Origin of the sequence: Microbacterium sp. cf332 (assembly GCF_900102175.1) — a bacterium.
GTDB lineage: Bacteria > Actinomycetota > Actinomycetes > Actinomycetales > Microbacteriaceae > Microbacterium.
On the sequence record NZ_FNKN01000001.1, the window covers coordinates 553,467 to 574,786 of the forward strand.

General features: G+C 72.2%; 16 protein-coding genes. 3 read left to right on the plus strand and 13 right to left on the minus strand.

Features of this window, described 5'->3' with window-relative positions; translation table 11 throughout:
- Nucleotides 1–47: 47 nt before the first annotated feature.
- The 10 genes from BLT21_RS02625 to BLT21_RS02670 all read right to left on the minus strand — a co-directional run bounded on the left by BLT21_RS02625 (nt 48) and on the right by BLT21_RS02670 (nt 12,470).
- The gene (locus BLT21_RS02625) at nt 48–965 is read right to left on the minus strand and encodes a type II secretion system F family protein (RefSeq protein WP_091500653.1); all 918 of its coding nucleotides are present in this window, start codon (nt 963–965) and stop codon (nt 48–50) included.
- Nucleotides 962–1,822, minus strand: coding sequence for a type II secretion system F family protein (locus tag BLT21_RS02630; RefSeq protein ID WP_091498832.1), 861 nt, complete (start codon nt 1,820–1,822; stop codon nt 962–964). Before BLT21_RS02630 ends, BLT21_RS02625 begins: the two co-directional genes overlap by 4 nt.
- Nucleotides 1,819–2,940: a TadA family conjugal transfer-associated ATPase gene (locus tag BLT21_RS02635; protein WP_256335960.1), complete on the minus strand. Its 1,122-nt coding sequence runs from the start codon at nt 2,938–2,940 to the stop codon at nt 1,819–1,821. The genes BLT21_RS02630 and BLT21_RS02635 overlap by 4 nt, the downstream gene beginning before the upstream one ends.
- 329 nt (nt 2,941–3,269) lie before the next feature.
- On the minus strand, nt 3,270–4,454 hold the full coding sequence (locus BLT21_RS02640) for a M20 metallopeptidase family protein (RefSeq protein ID WP_176786793.1): 1,185 nt from the start codon (nt 4,452–4,454) through the stop codon (nt 3,270–3,272).
- A gap of 7 nt (nt 4,455–4,461) precedes the next feature.
- Entirely contained in the window at nt 4,462–5,235 is a 774-nt protein-coding gene (locus tag BLT21_RS02645) for an ABC transporter ATP-binding protein (protein ID WP_091498838.1), read from the minus strand.
- Complete coding sequence (locus tag BLT21_RS02650) at nt 5,232–7,124, minus strand: dipeptide/oligopeptide/nickel ABC transporter permease/ATP-binding protein (protein ID WP_091498842.1); 1,893 nt, start codon at nt 7,122–7,124, stop codon at nt 5,232–5,234. Before BLT21_RS02650 ends, BLT21_RS02645 begins: the two co-directional genes overlap by 4 nt.
- Before the next feature lie 10 nt (nt 7,125–7,134).
- Nucleotides 7,135–8,154 (minus strand): ABC transporter permease, encoded by a 1,020-nt coding sequence (locus BLT21_RS02655; protein ID WP_091498845.1) that lies wholly within the window; start codon nt 8,152–8,154, stop codon nt 7,135–7,137.
- Between the two features lie 10 nt (nt 8,155–8,164).
- Complete coding sequence (locus BLT21_RS02660) at nt 8,165–9,748, minus strand: ABC transporter substrate-binding protein (RefSeq protein WP_091498849.1); 1,584 nt, start codon at nt 9,746–9,748, stop codon at nt 8,165–8,167.
- 38 nt (nt 9,749–9,786) lie between these two features.
- Complete coding sequence (locus BLT21_RS02665; RefSeq protein ID WP_091498854.1) at nt 9,787–11,367, minus strand: hydantoinase/oxoprolinase N-terminal domain-containing protein; 1,581 nt, start codon at nt 11,365–11,367, stop codon at nt 9,787–9,789.
- On the minus strand, nt 11,364–12,470 hold the full coding sequence (locus BLT21_RS02670; protein WP_091498858.1) for a DUF917 domain-containing protein: 1,107 nt from the start codon (nt 12,468–12,470) through the stop codon (nt 11,364–11,366). The genes BLT21_RS02665 and BLT21_RS02670 overlap by 4 nt, the downstream gene beginning before the upstream one ends.
- 73 nt (nt 12,471–12,543) lie before the next feature.
- Between BLT21_RS02670 and BLT21_RS02675 the strand changes: the two genes are divergently transcribed.
- The 3 genes from BLT21_RS02675 to BLT21_RS02685 all read left to right on the plus strand — a co-directional run bounded on the left by BLT21_RS02675 (nt 12,544) and on the right by BLT21_RS02685 (nt 15,690).
- Nucleotides 12,544–14,025, plus strand: a complete 1,482-nt coding sequence (locus BLT21_RS02675; RefSeq protein ID WP_143024931.1) for a PucR family transcriptional regulator — start codon at nt 12,544–12,546, stop codon at nt 14,023–14,025.
- Nucleotides 14,026–14,121: 96 nt separating this feature from the next.
- Nucleotides 14,122–14,748: an MSMEG_1061 family FMN-dependent PPOX-type flavoprotein gene (locus BLT21_RS02680; protein ID WP_176786794.1), complete on the plus strand. Its 627-nt coding sequence runs from the start codon at nt 14,122–14,124 to the stop codon at nt 14,746–14,748.
- The gene (locus BLT21_RS02685) at nt 14,749–15,690 is read left to right on the plus strand and encodes a PDR/VanB family oxidoreductase (RefSeq protein WP_218125704.1); all 942 of its coding nucleotides are present in this window, start codon (nt 14,749–14,751) and stop codon (nt 15,688–15,690) included. It abuts the gene before it with no gap.
- A gap of 9 nt (nt 15,691–15,699) precedes the next feature.
- Here BLT21_RS02685 and BLT21_RS02690 read toward each other — a convergent pair whose 3' ends face one another.
- The 3 genes from BLT21_RS02690 to BLT21_RS02700 are packed head-to-tail and all read right to left on the minus strand — an operon-like array spanning nt 15,700 to nt 21,292.
- Nucleotides 15,700–17,169: an amidohydrolase gene (locus tag BLT21_RS02690; RefSeq protein ID WP_091498866.1), complete on the minus strand. Its 1,470-nt coding sequence runs from the start codon at nt 17,167–17,169 to the stop codon at nt 15,700–15,702.
- The gene (locus BLT21_RS02695; RefSeq protein WP_091498869.1) at nt 17,166–17,831 is read right to left on the minus strand and encodes an FMN-binding negative transcriptional regulator; all 666 of its coding nucleotides are present in this window, start codon (nt 17,829–17,831) and stop codon (nt 17,166–17,168) included. Before BLT21_RS02695 ends, BLT21_RS02690 begins: the two co-directional genes overlap by 4 nt.
- Nucleotides 17,828–21,292, minus strand: a complete 3,465-nt coding sequence (locus BLT21_RS02700; protein WP_091498872.1) for a bifunctional proline dehydrogenase/L-glutamate gamma-semialdehyde dehydrogenase — start codon at nt 21,290–21,292, stop codon at nt 17,828–17,830. The genes BLT21_RS02695 and BLT21_RS02700 overlap by 4 nt, the downstream gene beginning before the upstream one ends.
- Between the last annotated feature and the right edge of the window lie 28 nt (nt 21,293–21,320).

Here is a 21,320-nt window from a genome sequence, read left to right on the forward strand (position 1 = left end):
CTGCGCCCCGCGCGGGTCGCATGCTCTCGTGCATCCTCGAACCGGCCCTACACGCCGAGTCGCAGCATCACGATCCCGGGGAACACCGCGAAGAGCACCGACAGCGGCAGCACCAGGAACACCAGCGGCAGCAGCATGAGGATCTCTTTGCGTCCGGCCTGCTCGATGAGCACACGTTTGGCGTCCTCACGCGCGTCGGCAGCCTGCGACTGCAGCACCTGAGCCAGCGGCGCACCGCGCTCGATCGCGCTCACGAGGTGATCGACCGCGCGGTCGATGCTGCCGACGCCGAGCGAACGGGCCATGTCGCGCAGCGCATCGGCCAGCGACGACCCGGTGCCTGCCGCAAGCACGGCGGCGCGGAGGTGCGCGGTGAGCTCACCCGCGCCCACGTCGCCGACCCGGCGGAGCGCGTCGGTCAGGCTCTCGCCGGCCGACAGGCAGAGAGCGAGGAATTCCAGCACGGTCGGCACCTCCTCGCGGATGCGACGCATGCGCCGATCGGCGGCACGGACCAGCGTCAGGTGGGCGAGGACGACTCCCCCGGCAGCGCTCACGCCGGGGACGAGCGCGACCGCGGGACTCGTCGCGCTGGCGACCGACCCGGCGACGGCGAGTACCACACCCACGACGAGGCCGGCGATGCCCGCGAGTACCTGTCGGGCGCGGAAAGCGGCAGGGGTCATCGTCCAGCCCGCACGGACGATCAGGCCTCCGAGCGCCGCCGAGTCCGAGGCGCGCTCCAGCCAGTCCGCCCATGCCCGCCGACCCCGCACCGGAACCCGGAGGGCCGGACGCAGCGGGGTCAGCCCGAGGGGGTCTGCGACATCCCGCAGATACGGAGCGATGCGGCGTTCCAGGGGCGGAGCGGTCCACCGGGGGACGGCGGACGCCATCACGACCAGCCCGCCGGCGAGGCAGATGCCGAGCAGCACCGCCGAAGCCAGATCGGAGACCGCGCTCATCGCGTCCACCGGCGCGGCTCGGCGAGGCGACCGACATGGAGCATGATCCGGTACGCGACGAAGGAGACGGCCGCCCCGGCGAGGATGAGAACGCCTCCCTCCGCGCTCGCGTAGGCACGCGCCCCCTCCGGCCTCAGGGCGAGCAGGGTCAGGACGACCCAGGGCGCGACGAGACCCAGCACCGCCGCACCGCGGGTCCAGGACTGCCGCGCCTCGACCTCGGCTCGCAGGGCGGCATCGGCGCGCACCGAGGCGGACAGCGCACGAAGCACGGGCACGAGCTCCGTGCCGCCGACCTGACGCGCCATCCGCAGTGTCTCGACGATACGGTCGGCGACCGGGTCGGCGAGCATCGTCTGCAGCCGGGCCGCACTGGAGTCGAAGTGGCCCGACGCGGAGAGGTCATGCGCGAAGGCGCGGAACGCGGGACGCAACGGCGGCGGACCCGCCTCGTCGAGGGAGGCGATCGCTTCGCCCAGGGGCATCCCGGCGCGGACGGACGCGATGAGGAGGTCGCAGACATCGGGCCACAGCGCGCGGCGCGCACGCCGCAGTCGCCGGGCGCGCGCACGCAGCACCGACACGGGAGTCAGCATCCCCGCCGTTCCCGCCAGCAGCGCCACCACCGGCAGCGCCGTCACGAGCCAGGCGACCGCCGCCCCCACGATCCCCGTCCCGAGCGTCGCGGCCACGACACCCGAGGCAGGAGCGTGCGCGAGCCCGGCTTCCTCGAGCAGCCGTCTCGCGCGTCTGGCCGCGTACGGTCGCGGGCGGCGCGGCGCCGTGGCCGGCCACAGCCAATGCGCGGCGATGAGGACGAGTCCGGTCCCGAGCGTCCCGCCCCAGACGAGCGTCACGCCGACGCCCGGTAGATCGATCGGGTGCGGACGACCCCGTCGGTCACAGCGCCGGTCGGCGAGACGATCTCGGCGACGCGGCGCCGGCCCGACGGGAGCATCTCGCAGTGCACGACGAGATCGACCGAGGCCGCGAGCGCGTCGCGGACGAAGTCGACGTCGATGTTGCGCCCCGCCAGCAGCGGCAGCGCCACCAGCTTGCGGAGCGCGTCCGCGGCCGAGTTGGCGTGCACCGTCGCCGCGGCCGGCACACCGGTGTTCAGCGCCAGCAGGAGGTCGAGAGCCTCCGCGCCGCGCACCTCTCCGACGACGAGGCGGTCGGGCCGCATCCGCAGCGCCTCGGTGACGAGACGGCGGAGCGACACCTCGCCCCCGCCCTCGAGACTCGGCTGGCGGGCCTGCAGCGCCACGACGTCGGGCAGATCGACGGCGAGCTCGAACGTCTCCTCGACCGTGATCACGCGATGCTCCGGCCGACCGGCGGCGATCAGGGCACCGAGCATCGTGGTCTTCCCGGCGTGCGTCGCACCCGAGACGACGATGTTCCGCCCGCCGGTGACGGCGGTCCGCAGCACGGTCGCCCCTTCCGCAGAGACGGCACCGGCGGCCACGAGGTCGTCGAGGGTGCGGAACGTCCGCAGGAACTTGCGGACGTTCACCGCCCAGTGCCGCGTGATGTCGGGGATCACGACGTGCAGGCGCGAGCCGTCGGGGAGCGAGGCGTCGACGAAGGGCTGGCTCAGGTCGACGCGGCGGCCGCTCGCGTGCAGCATCCGCTCGACGAGGTCGCGCACCTCGGCACCGGTCAGCATCAGCGCCACGCGTTCGCTGCGACCGTCACGCGCCACGAAGACGCGGTCGGGGGCGTTGATCCACAGCTCCTCGACCCGCGGGTCGTCGAGCAGGGCCTGCAACGGGCCGTAGCCGGCGACGGTCGCGAGCACCCCGCGCACCGCGGCCGGCTCGTCGTCGAAGGGTGTCAGCCCCCGCGCCAGGGCGACGTCGTTGTGCCGTCGCACCTCTGCGACCGCAACACGTTCGGCCTCGTCAGGCCGTCGGGCCGGGTCGACGCCCTCCGACCGCAACCGGTCGCGGACCCGCGTCGCAATGGCCGTCAGCGCCGGAGAACCGAGCGCGACCGCAGCCGAGTCGGCGGAGAAGACGGTGGACGGGGCGGGGACGGTCGTGCTCACCCGCAGCATCCTGCCCGCGCTCGCCGGCGAGCCGCGGCCGTTCTCCACAGGCCCGCATCCCCCGACACTCGAAAGCCGGGCGACGACGCCGGACAGACCACCATTCGCGCCCCGGGGGGATCACTCGTCAGCATGTTGCTCAGGTGTGATCTCACCGTCGCCTCGGAGACGCGCTCGACGAGGTGACGGCGCGGCTCGACGAGGTGACCGGAGCGGCCGTCCAACCCGTCCGTCCGGGCGGGGTGACGATCGTGTCAGGCCCGAAGGAGCCGCCGCCACGCGAGCTCGGCGAGCACGACGGCGTGCGTGTCGAGACGACCGTCGTCGAACACGGCGGTCGCGGAGTGCATGCCGGGCGCCCGCGCCGCGGGGGTCTCCGCGGGCCGGACGCCGAGGAACAGCAGGGTTCCCGGAATCTCCTCGAGAACGTACGCGAAGTCCTCCGACGCCATCGACGGATGCGGGAGTCGCACGACGTTGGCCGGTCCGTAGACCTCGTCGAGCAGCGCGAACACCTCGTCGGTCTCCCCCGGGTCGTTCACGGTGACGGGATAGGAGTCGATGAACTCGGCGTCGACGACGCACCCGTGCGCCTCGCCGATCGCGGTGACGAGGCGCGGCAGCTCGGTGCGCATCAGCTGCAGCGTCTCGCGCGACAGCGAGCGCACATTCGCCTCCATATCGACGGTCGCCGACAGCACGTTGCCGGCCGCGGAGTCCGACGAGATGCGCGTCACCGAGACGACCGCGGGATCCGACACGGGGATGCGGCGGGCGACGAACGACTGGATCGCCAGCACGATCTCGGCGGCGACCGGCATCGGGTCGACGGCGTGCTCGGGCCAGGCGGCGTGTCCCCCAGTGCCGGTCACCCGGATGCGCATCCCGCTGGCACTCGCCATGATCGCGCCCGCCCGGGTCACGGCGGTCCCGCCCGCGGTCGTGCAGTCCACGTGGACCGCGTACGCCGCGACCGGGCGCTCCCCCGCGGCATCCAGCACGCCCTCGTCGAGCATCATGCGGCCGCCCGCGTATCCCTCTTCGCCGGGCTGGAACATGAAGACGACGGTGCCGGCCAGCTCCTCCCGCCGTGCGGCCAGCAGCCGTGCCGCACCGACGAGTCCCGCCATGTGCAGGTCGTGTCCGCACGCGTGCATCGCGACGTCGGGCGACGCGAAGGGCAGCCTGGTCGTCTCGACGACGGGCAGCGCATCCATGTCGGCGCGCAGCAGCACGACCGGGCCCGGCTCGCCACCTCGGAGGACCGCTGTCACCGAGGTCAGCTGCCGGCCGGTCGAGATCTCGAGGCCGAGCCCGTCGAGCGCCTCGACGATCCGCTGCTGGGTGCGCGGCAGCACGAGGCCGACCTCGGCCTCTGCGTGCAGGGTGCGCCGGAGCGCGATAAGCGCCGGGAGCAGATCGGAGGGCGCGTGGATCACGTGGGGCTCACTCGCTGAACTCCATCCGGCGGCCCAGGACGGGAACGGCCTCGAGCAGCTCGCGCGTATAAGCGGCGGCCGGGTTCGAAAGGAGCTGCTCCGTCGGCCCCGCCTCGACGATCCGCCCGGCGCGCATGACGCAGATCTCGTCGCTGATGTACCGGACGACCGCGAGGTTGTGCGAGATGAAGAGGATCGACAGGTCGAGCCGCTGCTGGAGGTCGCGCAGCAGATTGAGGATCGACCCCTGCACCGACACATCGAGTGCCGAGGTCACCTCGTCGGCGATGAGGATGTCGGGATCGCTCGCGAGGGCGCGCGCGATCGTGATCCGCTGGCGCTGCCCGCCCGAGAACGCTCGCGGCAGCTCGTCGGCCCGGGCGGGATCGAGTTCGACCTGGCGGAGCACCTCGGCCACACGCACGCGACGCTCGGCGCGGGTGAACGAGCGCGGGCTCGCGATGAGCCCCTCGGCGATCGAATCGCCCACGGACATCCGCGGGTCGAGCGCCGAGAACGGATCCTGGAACACGAGCTGCAGGCGCCGTCGCGCCGCACGCGCCGCCGCGCCGCGCCCGAGCGCGCTCGTGCCGTGCACGCGGATCTCGCCGGAATGCACGGCCGCCAGCCCGACGACGGCGTTCGCCACCGTCGACTTGCCCGACCCCGACTCGCCCACCAGTCCGAGGGTGCGTCCCGCCGGTACGTCGAGCGAAACGCCGGAGACCACCTCGCGGTGCCCGTACCGCACGACGAGATCCGAGATCTGCAGAGCGCTCATCGCGCCACCTCCACGGGTGAGAGCGCGCCGTCGGCCGGATCATCCGCGATCGCCGTACCGTCCGGAGCATCGACCGCGACACCGATGACCGGCAACGGCTGGGTGCGATCGGTGCGCATGTCAGGGAGGCAGGCGATGAGCCCCTTCGTGTACGGGTGGCGTGCGTCCTCCCGGATGCGCGCCGCCGGCAGCTCTTCGACGATCGCCCCGTCCCTCATGACCACGACGCGGTCGCAGAAGCCCGATACCAGCGCGATGTCGTGCGAGATGAAGACGATGCCCGCACCCGTCGCGCGCTGTGCACGCCGCAGCACGGCGAGCACCTGCCGCTGCACGGTCACATCGAGCGCGGTCGTCGGCTCGTCCGCGACGATGAGCCGGGGCGTGCCGGTCAGAGCCATGCCGATCATGGCGCGCTGACGCATGCCGCCCGAGAACTGGTGCGGATAATCTCGCAGGCGGCCCGCCGCGTCGGGGATGCCGACCGCTTCGAGCCCGTCGACAGCGCGCCGACGCGCCGCCGTGCGGCCCAGACCGAGGTGGTGACGCGGCACCTCGGTCAGCTGCCGGCCGATCGTCAGGGCCGGGTTGAGCGAGGTCAGGGGGTCCTGGAACACGACGCCGATCTCCACACCGAGGCGGCGTCGCTCGGACGCGCCGAGCCGGCCATCGAGGTCGATGCCGTCGAAGACGCGCCGCTTCGACGTGATCACGGCGGGGCGTTCGAGGAGACCGGCGAGCGCCATGGCCGTCAAGGACTTCCCCGAGCCCGACTCACCGACGATCCCGACGATCTCGCCCGGCATGATGCGCAGGCTGACGCCGTGCACGCGCTCGATCATGCCGCCGTCCCCGTCGGGGAACGCGACCCGCAGGTCCCGTACCTCGGCCAGCACGCCCACCGTCCGCTCGGTCGACCGGGGCGTCGTCGCCGACCGATCCGCGGAGCCGCCCGTCCGACGAGCGTCCCGTCGTCCGAGCGCGGCCGTCCGCGAGGCCTTGGCGAACGCACGCAATCCCTGTCCCGGCTGCTCCCCGACCGTCTCGGCGATCATCGTGAAGACGAGCGCCGCGAAGACGACCGCGATCCCCGGGCCGATGGCAGCCATCGGGTTCGTGTAGAGGTGCGCGAGCCCCTCGTCGAGCAGCCGACCCCAGTCGTACTCGGGCGGCTGCACGCCGAGCCCGAGGAACGACAGCCCGGCGAACGAGAGGAGCGTCGTGCTCGCGGCCGCCGCCGACTGGACGAGCAGCGGATTGGCGATGTTCGGCAGGATGTGCCGGACCATCACCCCCAGCGGCCCGACCCCGATGACGCGCGCCGCGCGCACGTAATCCTGGTCGCTCACCGATGAGGCCATGTTGTAGACGAGACGGGTGATGCTCGGGATGCCGGCGAGCCCGATCGCGAGCATCGCGCCGACGGCCGAGACGTTCCAGATCACGGAGAAGAAGAGCACCAGCAGCAGCCAGGGGAAGGCCAGCAGGATGTCCATCACCCAGATCAGTCCGCGTCGCGCCCGTCGGGGCAGGATGGCGGCGGTGAGCCCGATGACGAGGCCGCCGCCGATGAGGATCGCGGTCGCTCCCGCGGTCAGGAGCAGCGACAGACGGGTCGCGACCATGACGCGGGCGAAGATGTCGCGACCGATGTCGTCGGTGCCGAAGAGATGCTCGGGGCCGGCTGTGGCCCAGCGTTCCGCGATGTTGCGAGCCGTCGCGGGCTCTGTCCACACGTCGGGGCCGATGACGGCGATCACCAGCAGCAGGGTCGAGCCGATGATCGCGGCCAGTCCGGTGCCGCTGACCCAGCGCGAACGGCGTCGACGCCGGGGCGCGGTCACGGGGACGGCGTCGAGGTCGATTCCTCCGGGGACGGTGTTCGTCATCGTGGCGCACTCACCCTTCTGCGATCGTCGTGCGGGGGTCGATGGTGATGAGGATGAGGTCGACGACCAGGTTCACGGCGAGCACGAGACCGGCGTAGACGAGCACCATGCCCTGGATCATCGGGTAGTCCTTCGTGCCCACGGCGGAGATGAGCGTGTTGCCCGCCCCCGGAACGGCGAACACGGTCTCGATGATGACCGTGCCCGCGACGAGGCCCGACAGCAGCAGGCCGCCGACCGTCAGGGTCGACGTGACGATGTTCGGCAGGGCGTGTCGCAGCAGCACGACGCGCTGCGGCAGGCGCTTGGCCCGCGCCGTGGCCATGTAGGTCGAGTCCAGCACACGGATCATCTCGACCTGCACGATCCGGGCGAGGTACGCCATCGGGCCGAGCGCGAGCGCGAGGACGGGCAGGACGACGTGGGCGGGGTCGCCCCACCCGGCGGGCGGGAACAGCGCGATGCCCATGCTGAAAGCGGCGATGAGACCGACCGAGAGGACGAAGTCGGGGACGGCGATGAGGACGCCGAGGAGCCCCGCGATCCCGCTGTTCGCCGCGCGACCGCGACCGGAGCGCGCGAGCAGCGCCGCGCCCATCCCGATCGGTACGGCGCCGACGACGGCGACGGCGAAGCCGAGGGCCGCGAGGGTCAGGGTGGTCGGGAACCGGGCGGCGATCGTGTCGGCGACCGAGAGGCCCGTCTGGATCGAGGTGCCGAGATCTCCCCGTGCGAGACGAGCGAGGTGATCTCCCAGCTGCTGGATCAGTGGCAGGTCGAGTCCGAGCGCTGCGCGGGTCCGCTCGACGAGGGCCGCCGGGGCTGTCGGGCCGAGCGCCGCCCGCACCGGGTCGCCCGGCACGAGGTGGACGAGGAAGAAGGCAGCGAGGACCACGACAGCCAGGCTCACGACCAGGCGGCCGGTGCGCCGGAGCGCGAAGTCGGCGCGCGGTGAGAGGCGCGGTCCCCGCGGCATCCGCCGTGCGGAGGCCGTTGCGGTCGCCTCCGGCCGGTGGGCTGTCGTGGTCATCGCCGATCCCTCACTCGGTCATGCGGATCGTGACGGGCTGGATGTAGTCGGTGATCTCGAAGGTCGCGCCGTTCATGAAGGTCGGTGCCTCGGTGCCGGCCATCAAGAACGTGTGGAAGTTCTCGACCACGACCTTCTCGGCCTGGTTCCACGACTCGCACGCCGCCTCCGGGCTCGCCGCCGCCCGGGCCTGGTCGGCGAAGGCGTTGTACTCGGGATCGTCGACGCCCATGAAGTTCAGTCCGCCGTTCTCGGGGAACGCGCCGCCGTAGAACAGGTCCTGCGTGACCGGGCTGCCGACGCCGATCTGGATCCACCCGGTGTCGTAGTCGAAGGTCTCATAGAGGTACTCCGACCAGGCCGCACCGTCCATCGCGATGAGGTTCGTCGCGATGCCGAGCTCGTCCCAGTCCTCCGCCACGAGCTCGGCGGCCGAGGCGTGACCGCCCGATGCCGCGTCGTAGATGAAGTTGATGCTGAGAGGGGTGCCGTCCTTCGAGCGGGTGCCGTCGGCTCCCGCGGTCCACCCGGCCTCGTCGAGCAGCTCGGCCGCGCGGTCGGGGTCGGACGAGGGACGGTCCCAGACCGGCTCCTCGTTGAAGCAGGTGAAGGGCGCGTCGGTGATCCACGACGTCAGCTCGTACGGGCGGCCACCGGTGACGACCTCCGTCGCCTCCTCGTGGTTGAAGCTGAGGACGAGCGCCTCGCGCACGAGGGGGTCCGACGTCGGACGGTCGGGCCGCTCGTTGAAGAGCATCTGCCCGATGGGGTTGATGCGCCCGGCGTACGCGTAGCCGGCGGCCTCGATGCGATCGACGTCGGGACCCTCCACCTGGGCGGCGTTCAGGCTGCCCGCCAGCAGCAGGTTGGCGCGTGTCGACTCGTCGGTGACGACCGACACCTCCAGGCCGTCGGGAAGCCCCGCGGTCTCGGAGGTGAGGCCGTCGGGACCCCAGGTGTAGTCGTCCCGCGTCTCGAACGTGTACTTGTCGGCCGCGACGCCCGTCAGCCGGTACAGGCCCGTGCCGTTCGACCCCGCCTCGAGGCTCGAGGGGTCGTCGAGGCCGGCCTGAGCGACCATGAAGATGTCGCCGACGATGTTCGCGAGGAAGGGGTCGGACGCGTCGGCCGTCACGTCGAGGGTCAGACCGTCGCCCGTCGCCGTCAGCCCGGCGGGCAGCACGTCGGCGAGCACCGTCGCATTGGCCGGATCGGCGTGGTAGTTGATGTTGGCGGCGGCGACGGCACCGTCGAAGGGCGTGCCGTCGTGGAACGTCACGCCGTCCTTCAACTGGAACGAGACGGATCGGCCGTCTTCGCCGATCTCCCACGATTCGGCAAGCCAGGGGTATTCAACGCCCTCGCCGTCGGTGTAGATGAGGCCCTCGTACGCGTAGGTCAGGATCTGCAGCTCCTGCGGCTGGTTCGCCGTCATCGGTTCGATGCTCCCCACCTCGGGGTAGACGGCGTGTCGGAACACGCCGCCCGAGACGGGCTCGTCGCCGCTCTGCCCGCCGCCAGAGCAGCCGGCGAGGGCGAGGGCCAGGATCGCGCTGCCGGCGAGGACCGCCGGCAGGGTGGTGCGTCGGTGCATGATTACTCCTCGGGTTGCTGGTGCACGGAATGGATCTGTCAGGTCGCGGCGGGGACGTGGGCCCCGAGGTGCGCGAGCGGGCCGGCTGCTTTGACCGAGACCTTGACGGTGGGACGCGTGGTGTACGAGACCGGGGTCTCGAGGACATCGACGACGGTGACCTGCAACGGGTCGGCGCCGGCCTGGATGGCCTTGGCGATCGCCGCCCGCGAAGCGGCCTCGATGGCGGCGTCTCGATCCTCGACGTCGCTCATCTGATCCGCGCGCCCGCCGGCGAGCGAGATCGCGGCGCCGACCGCGTTCGCGACGCCGCCGTGCGCAGGACGGATGACCGGTCCCGCGCCGGGCAGATCGTCCGGGACGAGGAACGCTCCCCCGCCGACGACCACCAGCGGCAGATCGAGCCGGCCGAGCGACAGCCGCTCCACCGCTTCCTCGAGCCGCTCGTGCGCGAGTGTCAGGGCCGACCGCAGCGCCGAGCGCGTCGCGCCGGGGAGCGACGGCAGCGTGCGTCCGTCGATCGCGGCCCCCGCGAGGGCTGCGGCATCCGTGAGCGTCGGGGTGGCTCCGCCGAACAGCAGGCCCTCGTGCTCGATGCGATAGCCGACCGACGCCGGACCGACGCGCCCCGAGGCGGGGTCGACGACGGTGCCCCCGCCGATGCCGAGACTGAGGATGTCGGGCATGCGGAAGTTGGTGCGCACGCCGCCGATCTCGCGCGGCAGCGTCGACTCGCGGGGGAAGCCGTTGACGAGCACGCCGAGGTCCGACGTCGTGCCGCCGACATCGACGACGATCGCGTCGTCGGCACCCGAGAGGTAGGCGGCGCCGCGGATGGAGTTCGCCGGCCCCGACCCGATGGTCAGCACCGGATACTGCGCCGCGTAGTCGAGCGACATCAGCGTGCCGTCGTTCTGGGCGAAGTAGGTGACGGCGTCGAGCCCCTGCTCATCGACGACGGTCAGGAGCGCCCGGGTGACCGAACGGGCGACGCCGTGCAGCGCGGCGTTCAGCGCCGTGGCGTTCTCGCGCTCGAGCAGCCCGATCGGGCCGATGTCCTGGCTCAGGAACACCTGCGCGTCGGGACCGGAGTGCTCGCGGATCAGCGCGGCGACCTCGAGCTCCTGGTCGGGGAACGACGGACTGAAGATGCCCGCGACCGCCACCGCGTCGAATCCGCCGAGCCCGTCGAGGAACCGCAGGATGCCGTCGCGGTCGAGCGGAGCGATGGGCGTGCCGTCGACCATGTGGCCGCCCCCGAGCATGGCCGTACCGGCGAGGGCGGTCGACGTGAGGTCGGCGGGCCACCCGCTCAGCGGCGGGTACTCGGTGGCTGCCGGGGCGCCGAGGCGCACCATCGCGACACGCCCCAGCTCGCGACGGCTGACGATGGCGTTCGTGGCGTGCGTGGTGCCGAGCATGACGCGGGCGACGTCGTCGCGCCGCTCGCCGAGCTGCGCCAGCACCTCGGCGATGCTCGCCCGGATGCCGCCGGTCACGTCCGCCGTCGTGGGCTGCTTCGTCGCGGCGAGAACGGTCCCCCGGTCGTCGAGCACGACGGCATCGGTGTTCGTGCCGCCGACGTCGACGCCGATCGAGAGGGTGCGGGGTGCGTTCATCGCTGCGCCCCCTCGAACGGGACGTAGGGCAGGTCGTACCCGAAGGCGGCTGGTCCGGCGAGCTCGAGGCCCCGCTCGGTGCGCCAGATCGGGTCGCACGCCCAGGCGAGCACCGAGACGCGCTGCCCGAACCGCAGCATCTCCGTCGAGATGGCGTGTCCCGTCTCGGAGTCGACGATGGTGACGAGGTCGGGCACCGTCGCGAGCACCTCGCCGTCCTCAAGGACGATGAGGTTCTCGTTCTGCAGCTCGATGCGCTGGAGGCGGCCGCGGTCGGCGCCCACACCGGCGATCGTGACCGATCCGCGGACGAACCCGCCCTCGGTTCGACGGGCGACGTCGATTACCTTGCCGGCGATCAGGACGGCGGCGTTGAGCTCGTCGGCGACAGCCCGTACCGGGTCCGACGCCGACAGCAGCGCTCGGCCGACGCGGATCGCCGCGCTGACGGTGCCCTCGATCACCGCACCCCGGGCCGTCGCCGCGGTCAGCGGGTAGTGCGCCCCCAGGCAGAGGCCGCCACTGGCGACCGTGACCGCTCGTGCATGCCGCTCGAGCCACGCCAGGTCGACCGTCCGCATGGTGACGATGTTGCCGACGACATCGGCCATCACGGCGAAGTCGCAGGGCACGCCGGCGACGTTCATGGCGATCATGGTCGCCTCCGGGAACGCCCGGCCCATGCCGTCGGCATCGAGGAACTTGAGACCGAGCCGTGCGGCCCATCCCACGGGGCTGACACCGTTGCTGCCCCCGATCTCCGCAGCCATCAGTGTCGTGATCCGGCGCCCCGCCGCAGCTTCAGCTCCCGCCAGCAGCGCGTCGATCTGGTTCGTCGACGACAGCATCTCGATGCCGACGGTCGGGGCTCCGATACCCGACATGATGATGACAGCGTCGTCGGCGTCGAGCTCGTCGACCGTGACGAGCTCGACCGGCCCCGCGGCCTCGAGCGCCCGTTCGGTCGCGAGCTGCGAGGTATAGACCGCCCCGCCGCCACCGGTGCCGAAGACGGCGCATCCCGCGGCGAGTGGGGCGACGTCCTCGGCGCGGACGGAGCGGAGCCGTTCGCGCGTCGAGATACGGGTGGAGAGGTGGGTCATGCTCCGACAGTAGGGAGCGTCTCCGTCAGCGACAATGTGTCGGCACTCCAGAGAATCGTGCACACTTGTGCTCATGGCACAGTTTACGGTCCGAGACCTCCTTGCCGAACGCGAGCGACTGGGCGTGGATCTCGCCGCAGGACCATCCACCGGCACGGCCATCGAAGCGGTCGACATCGCGGGCCTCGACTCGATCGACTCGCTCGCGCCCGGAACCCTCGCGATCATCCCCGGCGTCGAGAATCCCGCGCCCTACCGCCTCGACGTCGCCCTCCGGCGCGCGAGCGCACGGGGACTGGCCGGTCTCGTGTTCACCCTCGACCTCGCGCTCGCCGAGACCGCGGTGGCCCTCGCCGAACGCGGGCGCGTGCCGGTGCTCGCCGCCGCCGGGGCGAAGCCGTCGGATCTCGCGGTCGCCATCGATCGGATGCTGTCCGCCGGGGCGTCCGAGGCGATGACCCGAGCCGCGTACGCGATCGAGCAGGCCACCGCGGCGGCATCATCGGCCGACGGGTCCGTCGACGCCATCCTCGCCGCCGGCGGCCGTGCGCTCGGGGTGACGCTCACACTCGCCGAGGACCCGACCGCGCTCTGGAGCGACAATGACGCCGTCTGCGTCGGCGAGGTGCCCATCGGGCGCATCGTCGCCGACCGCCCCGATCCCGCGGCGGACGTCGCGCGACCGGTCGTCGCCTCGCTCGTCTCGCGCGCGACGCAACGCCAGCTGCGCGATCGGTACGCTCCCACCCAGTCACGGGCCGACCTGATCGTCGAACTCGTGCTCGCAGAGTCGTCGCGCGTCGAGGCGTTCGTCGGCCAGGCCGCTCGTCTCGGGTTCCCGTTGCCGCTGTCGCACGTCGTCGGCTGGCTGAAGCCCACCGCGAGCGGCGATCCCGACGCTCGGCCGCCGCGCGGTGTCGAGCCGGCCCTCGAGCTGTTCGCCCTGCAGCTGGTGGAGGGCCGGGAGGAGATGTGGCACGTCGCCTTCATCCAGGAGGACATGCTTCTCGTCAGCACCGAGGAGCATGGAGCCGGCGACCACCAGCGTCGCCTGCGCGAGGTCGGTGAACGGCTGCAGCGGCAGGCGCGGCGGCTGGCCGGCGCGGGATGGGCCTACACCTTGGGGCTCGGCACACCGCAGCTCGGTGCCGTCGGGCTGCGTCAGTCCGCCGCCGAGGCGCGCATCGCCGCCGACTCCGCCGTCGCCGCAGGTCGCCCGGGCGGCGTCGAGCTCACCGACGTGACAGGACTGCGACGCGTACTGCTCGACTTCTACGCCTCGCCCATCAGCCGCAGCCTGCTCGGCGACGTGCTCGCCCCGCTCGACGCGCTCGGCCCCGAACGCGCAGCGACCTCGGTGCGGACGCTGCTCGCCTATCTCGCACACCGGAACTCGCTGGCAAACGCCGGCCGCGAGCTCACTCTCCACCCCAACGCGGTGGGCTATCGCCTCAAGCGCATCCGCGACGTGCTGCAGCTCGATCTCGACGACCCCGACGTGCGTTTCGCCGTCGAGCTGGCCTGCCGGGTGCGTCTGCTCGGAGCCGGTCGCTGACCGTGACGCCGGTGACTGTGTCGAGGGCACATCGGCAGGCGTAACGCTGTGCCGCCGGCACCTTGCACGCCCCGGCAGGTCGCTTATCGTCGAAGGATGCTCTCCACCGAATTCACGCGGGTCGACCTTGCCGGGATCCGGGCCAAGCTGGGCGAGCCGAGCCAGGCGGCCGTCGACAAGATCCTCGACCACCTCGACGACAACTGCCTGCGCTTCCTCGCGCACTCACCGTTCCTGTGCCTCGCCACCGCCGACGCCGACGGAGCCTGCGACTGCTCGCCCCGCGGGGACTACCCGGGCTTCGTGCGCGCCCTCGACCGGCGCACCCTGCTGATCCCAGACCGCCTCGGGAATCGCCTGGTGGACTCGTTCCGGAACATGCTCGAGAATCCGCACATCGGCCTGCTGTGCTTCGTCCCGGGCATGAGCGAGACCCTCCGCATCAACGGGACGGCGTACATCACCGACGACCCCGACCTGCTGTCGATGCTCGAGCAGGACCACTCCGTTCCCGAGCTCGCGATCGTCGTGCGCACCGAAGAGGTGTACCTGCACTGCGGCCGTGCGCTGCTGCGCGGGGGCATCTGGGATGCCGAGATGCAGGACCTGGCTGCCGAGGTGCCGACCTCGGGCGCGATCTGGGCGAGCATGTCGGGTCTCGGTGCCGATGTCGGCGACGCGATCGACCTCTCGGTCGCCACCGGCAACCGGGTGCTGTACTGAATGCGCGACCGCAGCGACATGATGCCGCTCGTCGTGAGCGACATCCGACACCAGACGCCGGCGATCGTCAGCGTTCACCTCGCGCATCCCGACGGTGAAGACCTGCCGGTCTGGGAGCCCGGAGCTCACGTCGATCTCCAGCTCATCACGCGGCAGGAGCGTCAGTACTCGCTCTGCGGCGACCCCGCCGATCCGACGTCGTATCGCATCGGCGTGCTGCGCGAGCCGCTCTCCCGCGGCGGGTCGCATTACATCCACAGCCACCTCCGGACGGGCCGGCGCGTGTGGGTCCGCCCTCCGCGCAATCTCTTCCCCCTCGAGACCGCACCCGCTTACGTGCTGCTCGCCGCCGGCATCGGCATCACGCCCCTCCTCGCGATGGCACGCCGTCTCGAGGCCACCGGAGCGGACTGGCGGCTCGTCTACCTGACGCGTGACGCCGGGGACGTCGCCTTCGCCGACGAGCTCGCGGCGTACGGCGACCGCGTGCGACTCCACCTCAGCCGCACCGCGGGGCGACTCGACCTGCGCGCCGCGCTCGCATCGCTCCCCGCCGGAACCGCCGTCTACGCGTGCGGGCCGCAGCCGTTCGCGGATGCGCTCGACGACCTGCGCGACGCCCTGCCGACCGGCGCAGAACTCCACATGGAGCGCTTCGCACCCGCGCCGCGCGTCTTCGGATCGAATCAGCCCTTCACGGTCGTCGCGGAGCGCTCGCAGGTCGAGGTCGCGGTCCCCGCGGAATGGTCGATGCTGCAGGCCCTGCGCGGCGCGGGCATCGACGCGCCCGGCTCGTGCCTGCGCGGCGTGTGCGGTTCCTGCGTGCTGCGCGTGACCGCGGGGTCGCCGGAGCATCGGGATTCACTGGGCACGACGGGAGAGGCCCGGATGCACCCGTGCGTCTCTCGATCGATCGGCCCCCGCCTGTCGGTCGACATCTGACGGCGCGCCTCACAGCGCGTCGTAGGTGAACCGCCCTCCCAGCAGGGTCGCGGCCACGGGCATGGCCCGCAGGGCGTCGCGATCGAGCTCGAACGGGTCGGCGTCCGTGACCACGATGTCGGCCGGCGCGCCCACGGCGAGGGGGTGCCGCACGCTCGCGGCCAGAGCCACGTCGAGCGGCAGCGCCTGCTCCGGGTGCCACGGGTCACGGTCTCCCCGGCTGCGCGCGACGGCCGAGGCGATGGCGTGCCAGGGGTCGAGCGGGGCGACCGGGGCGTCCGAGCCGAGTCGCAGATCGACTCCCGCCGCGTGCAGCGACCCGAAGGCGAAGGCCCGGTCGGTGCGACCGGCCCAGTAGCGGTCGGCGACGTCGCGGTCGTCCATCGCGTGCTCCGGCTGCACGCTCGCGATCAGCCTCAGCCGGGCGAAGCGCGGGAAGTCGTCGCTGCGCACGAGCTGGGCGTGTTCGATGATCCCCGGCATGCCGAGTTCCTCGAAGGTGTCGAGCACCTCGGTGTTCGCGCGGTCGCCGATCGCGTGGACCGCCGCTGCGATGCCCCCCGCCCGCGCGCGCACCAGCAGGTCGCGCAGTTGCGACACCGGGATGCTGCTGACGCCGCACGCATGCGCGGCGTGCGCGTCCATACCGGGGTACGGGTCCCAGCAGTACGCCGTCCGTGTGTTCAGCGAGCCGTCGACGACCACCTTGAGCCGGCCCATCGTCACGAGCCCGGACGGATCGACGGCGTCGCCCGTGCGCAGACCGCGCCCGATCACCGTGTCGAGCCGGTCGGGCCACACCGAGGCATCGATCCGGAGGCTGTCGACACCGGCTGCGACCCGAGCCGACCACTCGTCGATGTTGAGCACGTTCTCGTACTCGACGATGCCGACGATCCCGCGCGCGGCCGCCGCGTCGGCGGCGGCCCGGTAGTCGGCGAGCGGCAGGCTGGCCTCGGCGTGGAACCGCTGCAGCACCCCGATCCACTCCCCCTCGCTCACGATGCCGCTCGCGTCGGGCCGCAGGCCGAGACGAGCCGCGCCGGCGGTGTTCATCCACGCGCTGTGCAGGTCGCCGTTGATGAGCACGACCGGCTGGGCGAAGACGTCGAGGGCGGCGCGCGTGACCGGCTCGTCCCAGAGCCCGTCGCGGTAGCCATAGCCGAAGAGCACACCGTCCGTCGTCGGGAAGCCGGTCGCGACGGCTGCCCGCACGGCGGCGACGGCGTCGGAGGCGCTCCGGGTGCCCGACAGGTCGACGCGGCGCTGCTGAATGACCCACTGGGTGAAGTGCACGTGGGCGTCCCACAGCCCGGAGCCGACGAATCGGCCGTCGAGGTCGACGATCCGCGCGCCGTCGTCGTTCAGCGTTCCCCGCGGAGCGAGGTCTGCGACGAGACCGGACGAGAGCCGGATGTCGACGGGAGCGCCGCCGGCGTAGGTGCGGGCACCGCGCAGGAGAAGATCAGGGGAGGTCATGGGGTTCTCCGTTCGTCGGCGCGACCGTGCACGCGCTCCATCGTGTCGGCCAGGGCCGGGTTGGCGTACGGGCCGGGCTGCCGCAGACGGTTCAGCACGCGATCGACCACCTCGGGGGCCTTGTCCTGGCTCATCTTCTGCTTCGCCTCGAAGCGCGTCACCCGCAGCCGGAATCCGACCGTCCCGCCGACGATGCGCCGGGCGTACTCTTCGTTCTCGAGCGTCCCCGCCATGGCGAAGGGCTCGGGAAGGGGCTTCTCGAGGTGTCCGACCATCCGGTCGAGCACCGACAGGTTCTCCTCATCGCTCAGCAGCTCGGGCACGCCGTAGGCGTGAGCGACCGCGAAGTTCCACGTCGGCACGGCGGGCGACACCCCGTACCAGCCGGGTGAGACATATCCCTGCGGGCCCGCGATGATCACGAGGACTTCGTGCCGCCCGAGCTCGTGGAGCCGTTCGTCGGGGCGGCCGACGTGGCTGACGATCACGATCCCGTCCTCGGCGCCGTCCCGGTCCGCGGCCTCGTCGAGCATGATCGGGTAGTGCGAGGCGACCGGGCCGCGCCCGGGCACGAACGAGACGATCGAGGCCCAGGGATTCTCCCGGACAAGCTCCCTGACCCAGGCGGCGTCGGTGACGGCGTAGTCGGGGGCGTGCCTCATCGGATGCCGCCCGCCGGCGCCGGCACTGCGTAGCGCCGCGGCGTGCCGAAGCGGTGCGCCGTGATCGAGACCGCCTGCTCACGCAGATAGGGCAGCGCCTCGATGCGTCCAGCGCGGACGACGGGGCCGTCGTACAGCGCCACGGCGGGCGATCCCGACGTCGCCTCGGCGAACGCCGCGGCGGAGCCGCCGAGCAGGCGGACCCGACCGCCCGACCGGGCGAGGCCGGCCGCGCGGCGCGTCCAGGCTACGTCGCCCTCGACGCGCGCGGGCACACCCACGCCCTCGAGCCAGGCGCGCACCGCCGGGGCGAGCTCGACGGCGGAGCTGACCATCACGTCCGCACCCACGCGGACGCCGGCCGCGACCGACCGGACCAGGGCGACCTCGGAGACCGCCTCGACGCGCACCGTCACGGGGACCGCGGCGTACCGGAACACGTTCTGCTCCGACTCCAGCGCGGTCACGTCGCGGGCGACGCCGAATTCGTCCCGCCACGCGGCGCCGTCGCTCGCGAGAGCGGCCGCGAGCCAGGCGCGATCCGTCTCCGGCACGGCAGCGCACGCGGCGGATGCGAAGGCGTCGGTGCGGGCGGGGCGCCCGAGCGTCGTGGGCGCGTCGCTCCACGTCCCGAAGCCGGAGAGGTAGTTCGGCCCGCCCGCCTTGGTTCCGGAGCCGACCACGGACTTCTTCCAGCCGCCGAAAGGCTGCCGCTGCACGATGGCACCGGTCGTCCCCCGGTTGACGTAGAGGTTTCCCGCCTCGATGCGGCTCAGCCACGTCTGGATCTCGCTCTCGTCGAGGGCGTGGAGGCCCGATGTCAGGCCGTACTCGATCGCGTTGACGAGGTCGATCGCCTCGTCCAGGGTCTCGGCGGTCATGATGCCCAGCACGGGGCCGAAGTACTCCGTGAGGTGGAACTCCGAGCCCGCCCGCACACCGTCGCGGATGCCGGGACCCCAGAGCAGCCCGTCGGCGTCGAGGCGCCGGGGCTCGACGACCCAGGACTGCCCGGCCTCGAGCGTCGTGAGGGCGCGCAGCAGCTTGCCGGATGCCGGCTCGATCAGGGGCCCGACGCGGCTGGCGGCCTGCCAGGGCGAGCCGACCTCGAACGATGTGACCGCGTCGACGAGCTGTGCCCGGAACCGGTCGGAGGTCGCGACCGACCCGACCAGGACGACGAGGGAGGCCGCCGAGCACTTCTGACCCGCGTGGCCGAAGGCCGACATCGCGACGTCCTTGGCGGCGAGATCGAGGTCTGCGCTCGGTGTGACGATGACGGCGTTCTTCCCGCTCGTCTCAGCGAGCAACGGCAGGTCGGGGCGGAACGAGCGGAACAGCTCCGCGGTCTCGTAGGCCCCCGTCAGCACGACACGCTGCACCGAGGGGTGGGCGACGAGACGCGCTCCGAGGGCGCCCTCGTCGAGCTGGACGTACGTGAGCACGTCGCGCGGCACGCCGGCCTCCCACAGCGCCTCGGCCATGACGGCGCCCGACCGTCGGGCCTGCAGGGCGGGCTTGATGATCACCGGGCTGCCGGCGGCGAGCGCGGCGAGCGTCGACCCGGCCGGGATGGCGACCGGGAAGTTCCAGGGCGGGGTGACGACGGTGAGGCCCGCAGGGGTGAACGTGGCGCCGTCGACGTCGGCGAGGGTGCGGCCCTGCTCGGCGTAGTAGTGGGCGAAATCGATCGCCTCGGATACCTCGGGGTCGCTCTGCTCGACGACCTTGCCGCACTCCGCGCCCATCACCTCGATGAGGTCGGCGCGCCGGCGTTCGAGCACGTCTCCGGCCCGGTGGAGGATCTCGGCGCGCTCGTCGGCGGAGAGGGCACGCCATGAGGCCCCCGCGGCCACGGCGGCGGCCACGGCGGCGTCGACGGCGGCGACATCCGCGAGCACGTGCGCCTCGGCCGTCTCGACGCCGAGCGCGGAATGGGGCATGCGCTCGAGGATGCCGTCCGCCCAGCGACGGTTCGCGGCGATCGCGGGGTCCGAGTCCGGCGTGTTCGCGAACCCGTTCGTCTCGGTCGGGGCCGGCTCGGCCGTGCGGTCCTGCACGCGACGCGGTCCGGGTACGTCCGTCGGCATGGCATCGATCGCCGCGAGGAACCGATCGCGTTCCCGTGCGAACAGCTGCTCGTCGGCATCGAGGTCGAACACGGCCGACATGAAGTTCTCGGCCGAGGCACCCTCTTCCAGGCGACGGATGAGGTAGGCGATGGCGACGTCGAACTCCTGCGGGTGGACGACGGGCGTGTACAGGAGGATCGAACCGACGGTACGGCGGACGACAGAGGCCTGCGCCGTCGCCATCCCGAGCAGCATCTCGATGTCGATGCCGCCGACCACGCCGCGGCGCTCGGCGAGCAGCCAGGCGAGGGCGATGTCGAACAGGTTGTGACCGGCGACGCCGATGCGCACGTGCGCGGTGTGTTCGGGGCGCAGGGCGAAGTCCAGCACCGCTTTGTACGACGCGTCCGATGCCTGCTTCGACTCCCACGTCGCCAGCGGCCAGTCGTGGATGTCGGCGTCGACGCGCTCCATCGGGAGGTTGGCGCCCTTCACGACGCGGACCTTGATCGGGGCACCGCCGTCGGCGACCCGGGCAGCGGCCCAGTCCTGCAGCCGCATCATCGCGCCGAGCGCATCGGGCAGATAGGCCTGGAGCACGATCCCCGCCTCGAGGTCGCGGAACTGCGGCTCGTCGAGGATGCGCATGAAGACGGCGAGCGTGAGATCGAGATCCTTGTACTCCTCCATGTCGAGGTTGAGGAACTTCCGCCCCGCGGCGGCGACCCGGTACAGCGGGCGCAAGGCGTCGACGGCGTCGGTCACGGCGTCGTCGAACGCCCACGGGGTGTGGGGCGCGACGGTCGACGACACCTTGATCGAGACGTAGTCCACGTCGTCGCGCGAGAGCAGTCTGCGGGTGCCGGCGAGACGGCGTGCCGCCTCCTTCTTGCCGAGGATCGCCTCGCCCAGCAGGTTCACGTTCAGTCGGACGCCCTCGTCGCCGCGGATGCGGGCGATGGCGGGGCCCAAACGGCGATCCGTGGCGTCGACGATCAGATGGCGCACCATGGCGCGCAGGGCGGCACGCGCCGCGGGCACGACGACGGCGGGGGCGAGGGGTGCGGCGACGGCACCCAGGCGGATCGCCGCTTTGAGGTGCAGCGGCAGGAACCTGGGGATGAGCGGAGTCAACGCCGCAAGGTTTCGCGCGGCCACCCGGGTGTCCTCGGGCCGGACGACCCCGTCGACGAAGCCCACCGTGAAATCGAGGCCGTGCGGGTCGCGCAGCACACCCGCCAGGCGTTCGGCAGCGGCGTCGACCTTCTCGGCGCGGCTGGCTTCGAGCCAGCGCCGCACGAGCGCGACGGCATCGTCGGCGAGGTCGGCGAGGCGGATCTCGGCAGGGGCGACGGCCCGCGACGGGGCGGAGGCTGAGGCGGGGGTCATGGTGATCCTTCCGTTGATGGACTCAGTC

Coding starts and splice junctions, on each gene's coding strand:
- BLT21_RS02695 (WP_091498869.1), bottom strand. CDS start 17,831: ATGAGGCACGCCCCCGACTACGCCGTCACCGACGCCGCCTGGGTCAGG.
- BLT21_RS02680 (WP_176786794.1), top strand. CDS start 14,122: ATGCTCTCCACCGAATTCACGCGGGTCGACCTTGCCGGGATCCGGGCC.
- BLT21_RS02655 (WP_091498845.1), bottom strand. CDS start 8,154: ATGACCACGACAGCCCACCGGCCGGAGGCGACCGCAACGGCCTCCGCA.
- BLT21_RS02685 (WP_218125704.1), top strand. CDS start 14,749: ATGCGCGACCGCAGCGACATGATGCCGCTCGTCGTGAGCGACATCCGA.
- BLT21_RS02645 (WP_091498838.1), bottom strand. CDS start 5,235: ATGAGCGCTCTGCAGATCTCGGATCTCGTCGTGCGGTACGGGCACCGC.
- BLT21_RS02690 (WP_091498866.1), bottom strand. CDS start 17,169: ATGACCTCCCCTGATCTTCTCCTGCGCGGTGCCCGCACCTACGCCGGC.
- BLT21_RS02625 (WP_091500653.1), bottom strand. CDS start 965: ATGAGCGCGGTCTCCGATCTGGCTTCGGCGGTGCTGCTCGGCATCTGC.
- BLT21_RS02700 (WP_091498872.1), bottom strand. CDS start 21,292: ATGACCCCCGCCTCAGCCTCCGCCCCGTCGCGGGCCGTCGCCCCTGCC.
- BLT21_RS02675 (WP_143024931.1), top strand. CDS start 12,544: ATGGCACAGTTTACGGTCCGAGACCTCCTTGCCGAACGCGAGCGACTG.
- BLT21_RS02670 (WP_091498858.1), bottom strand. CDS start 12,470: ATGACCCACCTCTCCACCCGTATCTCGACGCGCGAACGGCTCCGCTCC.
- BLT21_RS02665 (WP_091498854.1), bottom strand. CDS start 11,367: ATGAACGCACCCCGCACCCTCTCGATCGGCGTCGACGTCGGCGGCACG.
- BLT21_RS02650 (WP_091498842.1), bottom strand. CDS start 7,124: ATGACGAACACCGTCCCCGGAGGAATCGACCTCGACGCCGTCCCCGTG.
- BLT21_RS02660 (WP_091498849.1), bottom strand. CDS start 9,748: ATGCACCGACGCACCACCCTGCCGGCGGTCCTCGCCGGCAGCGCGATC.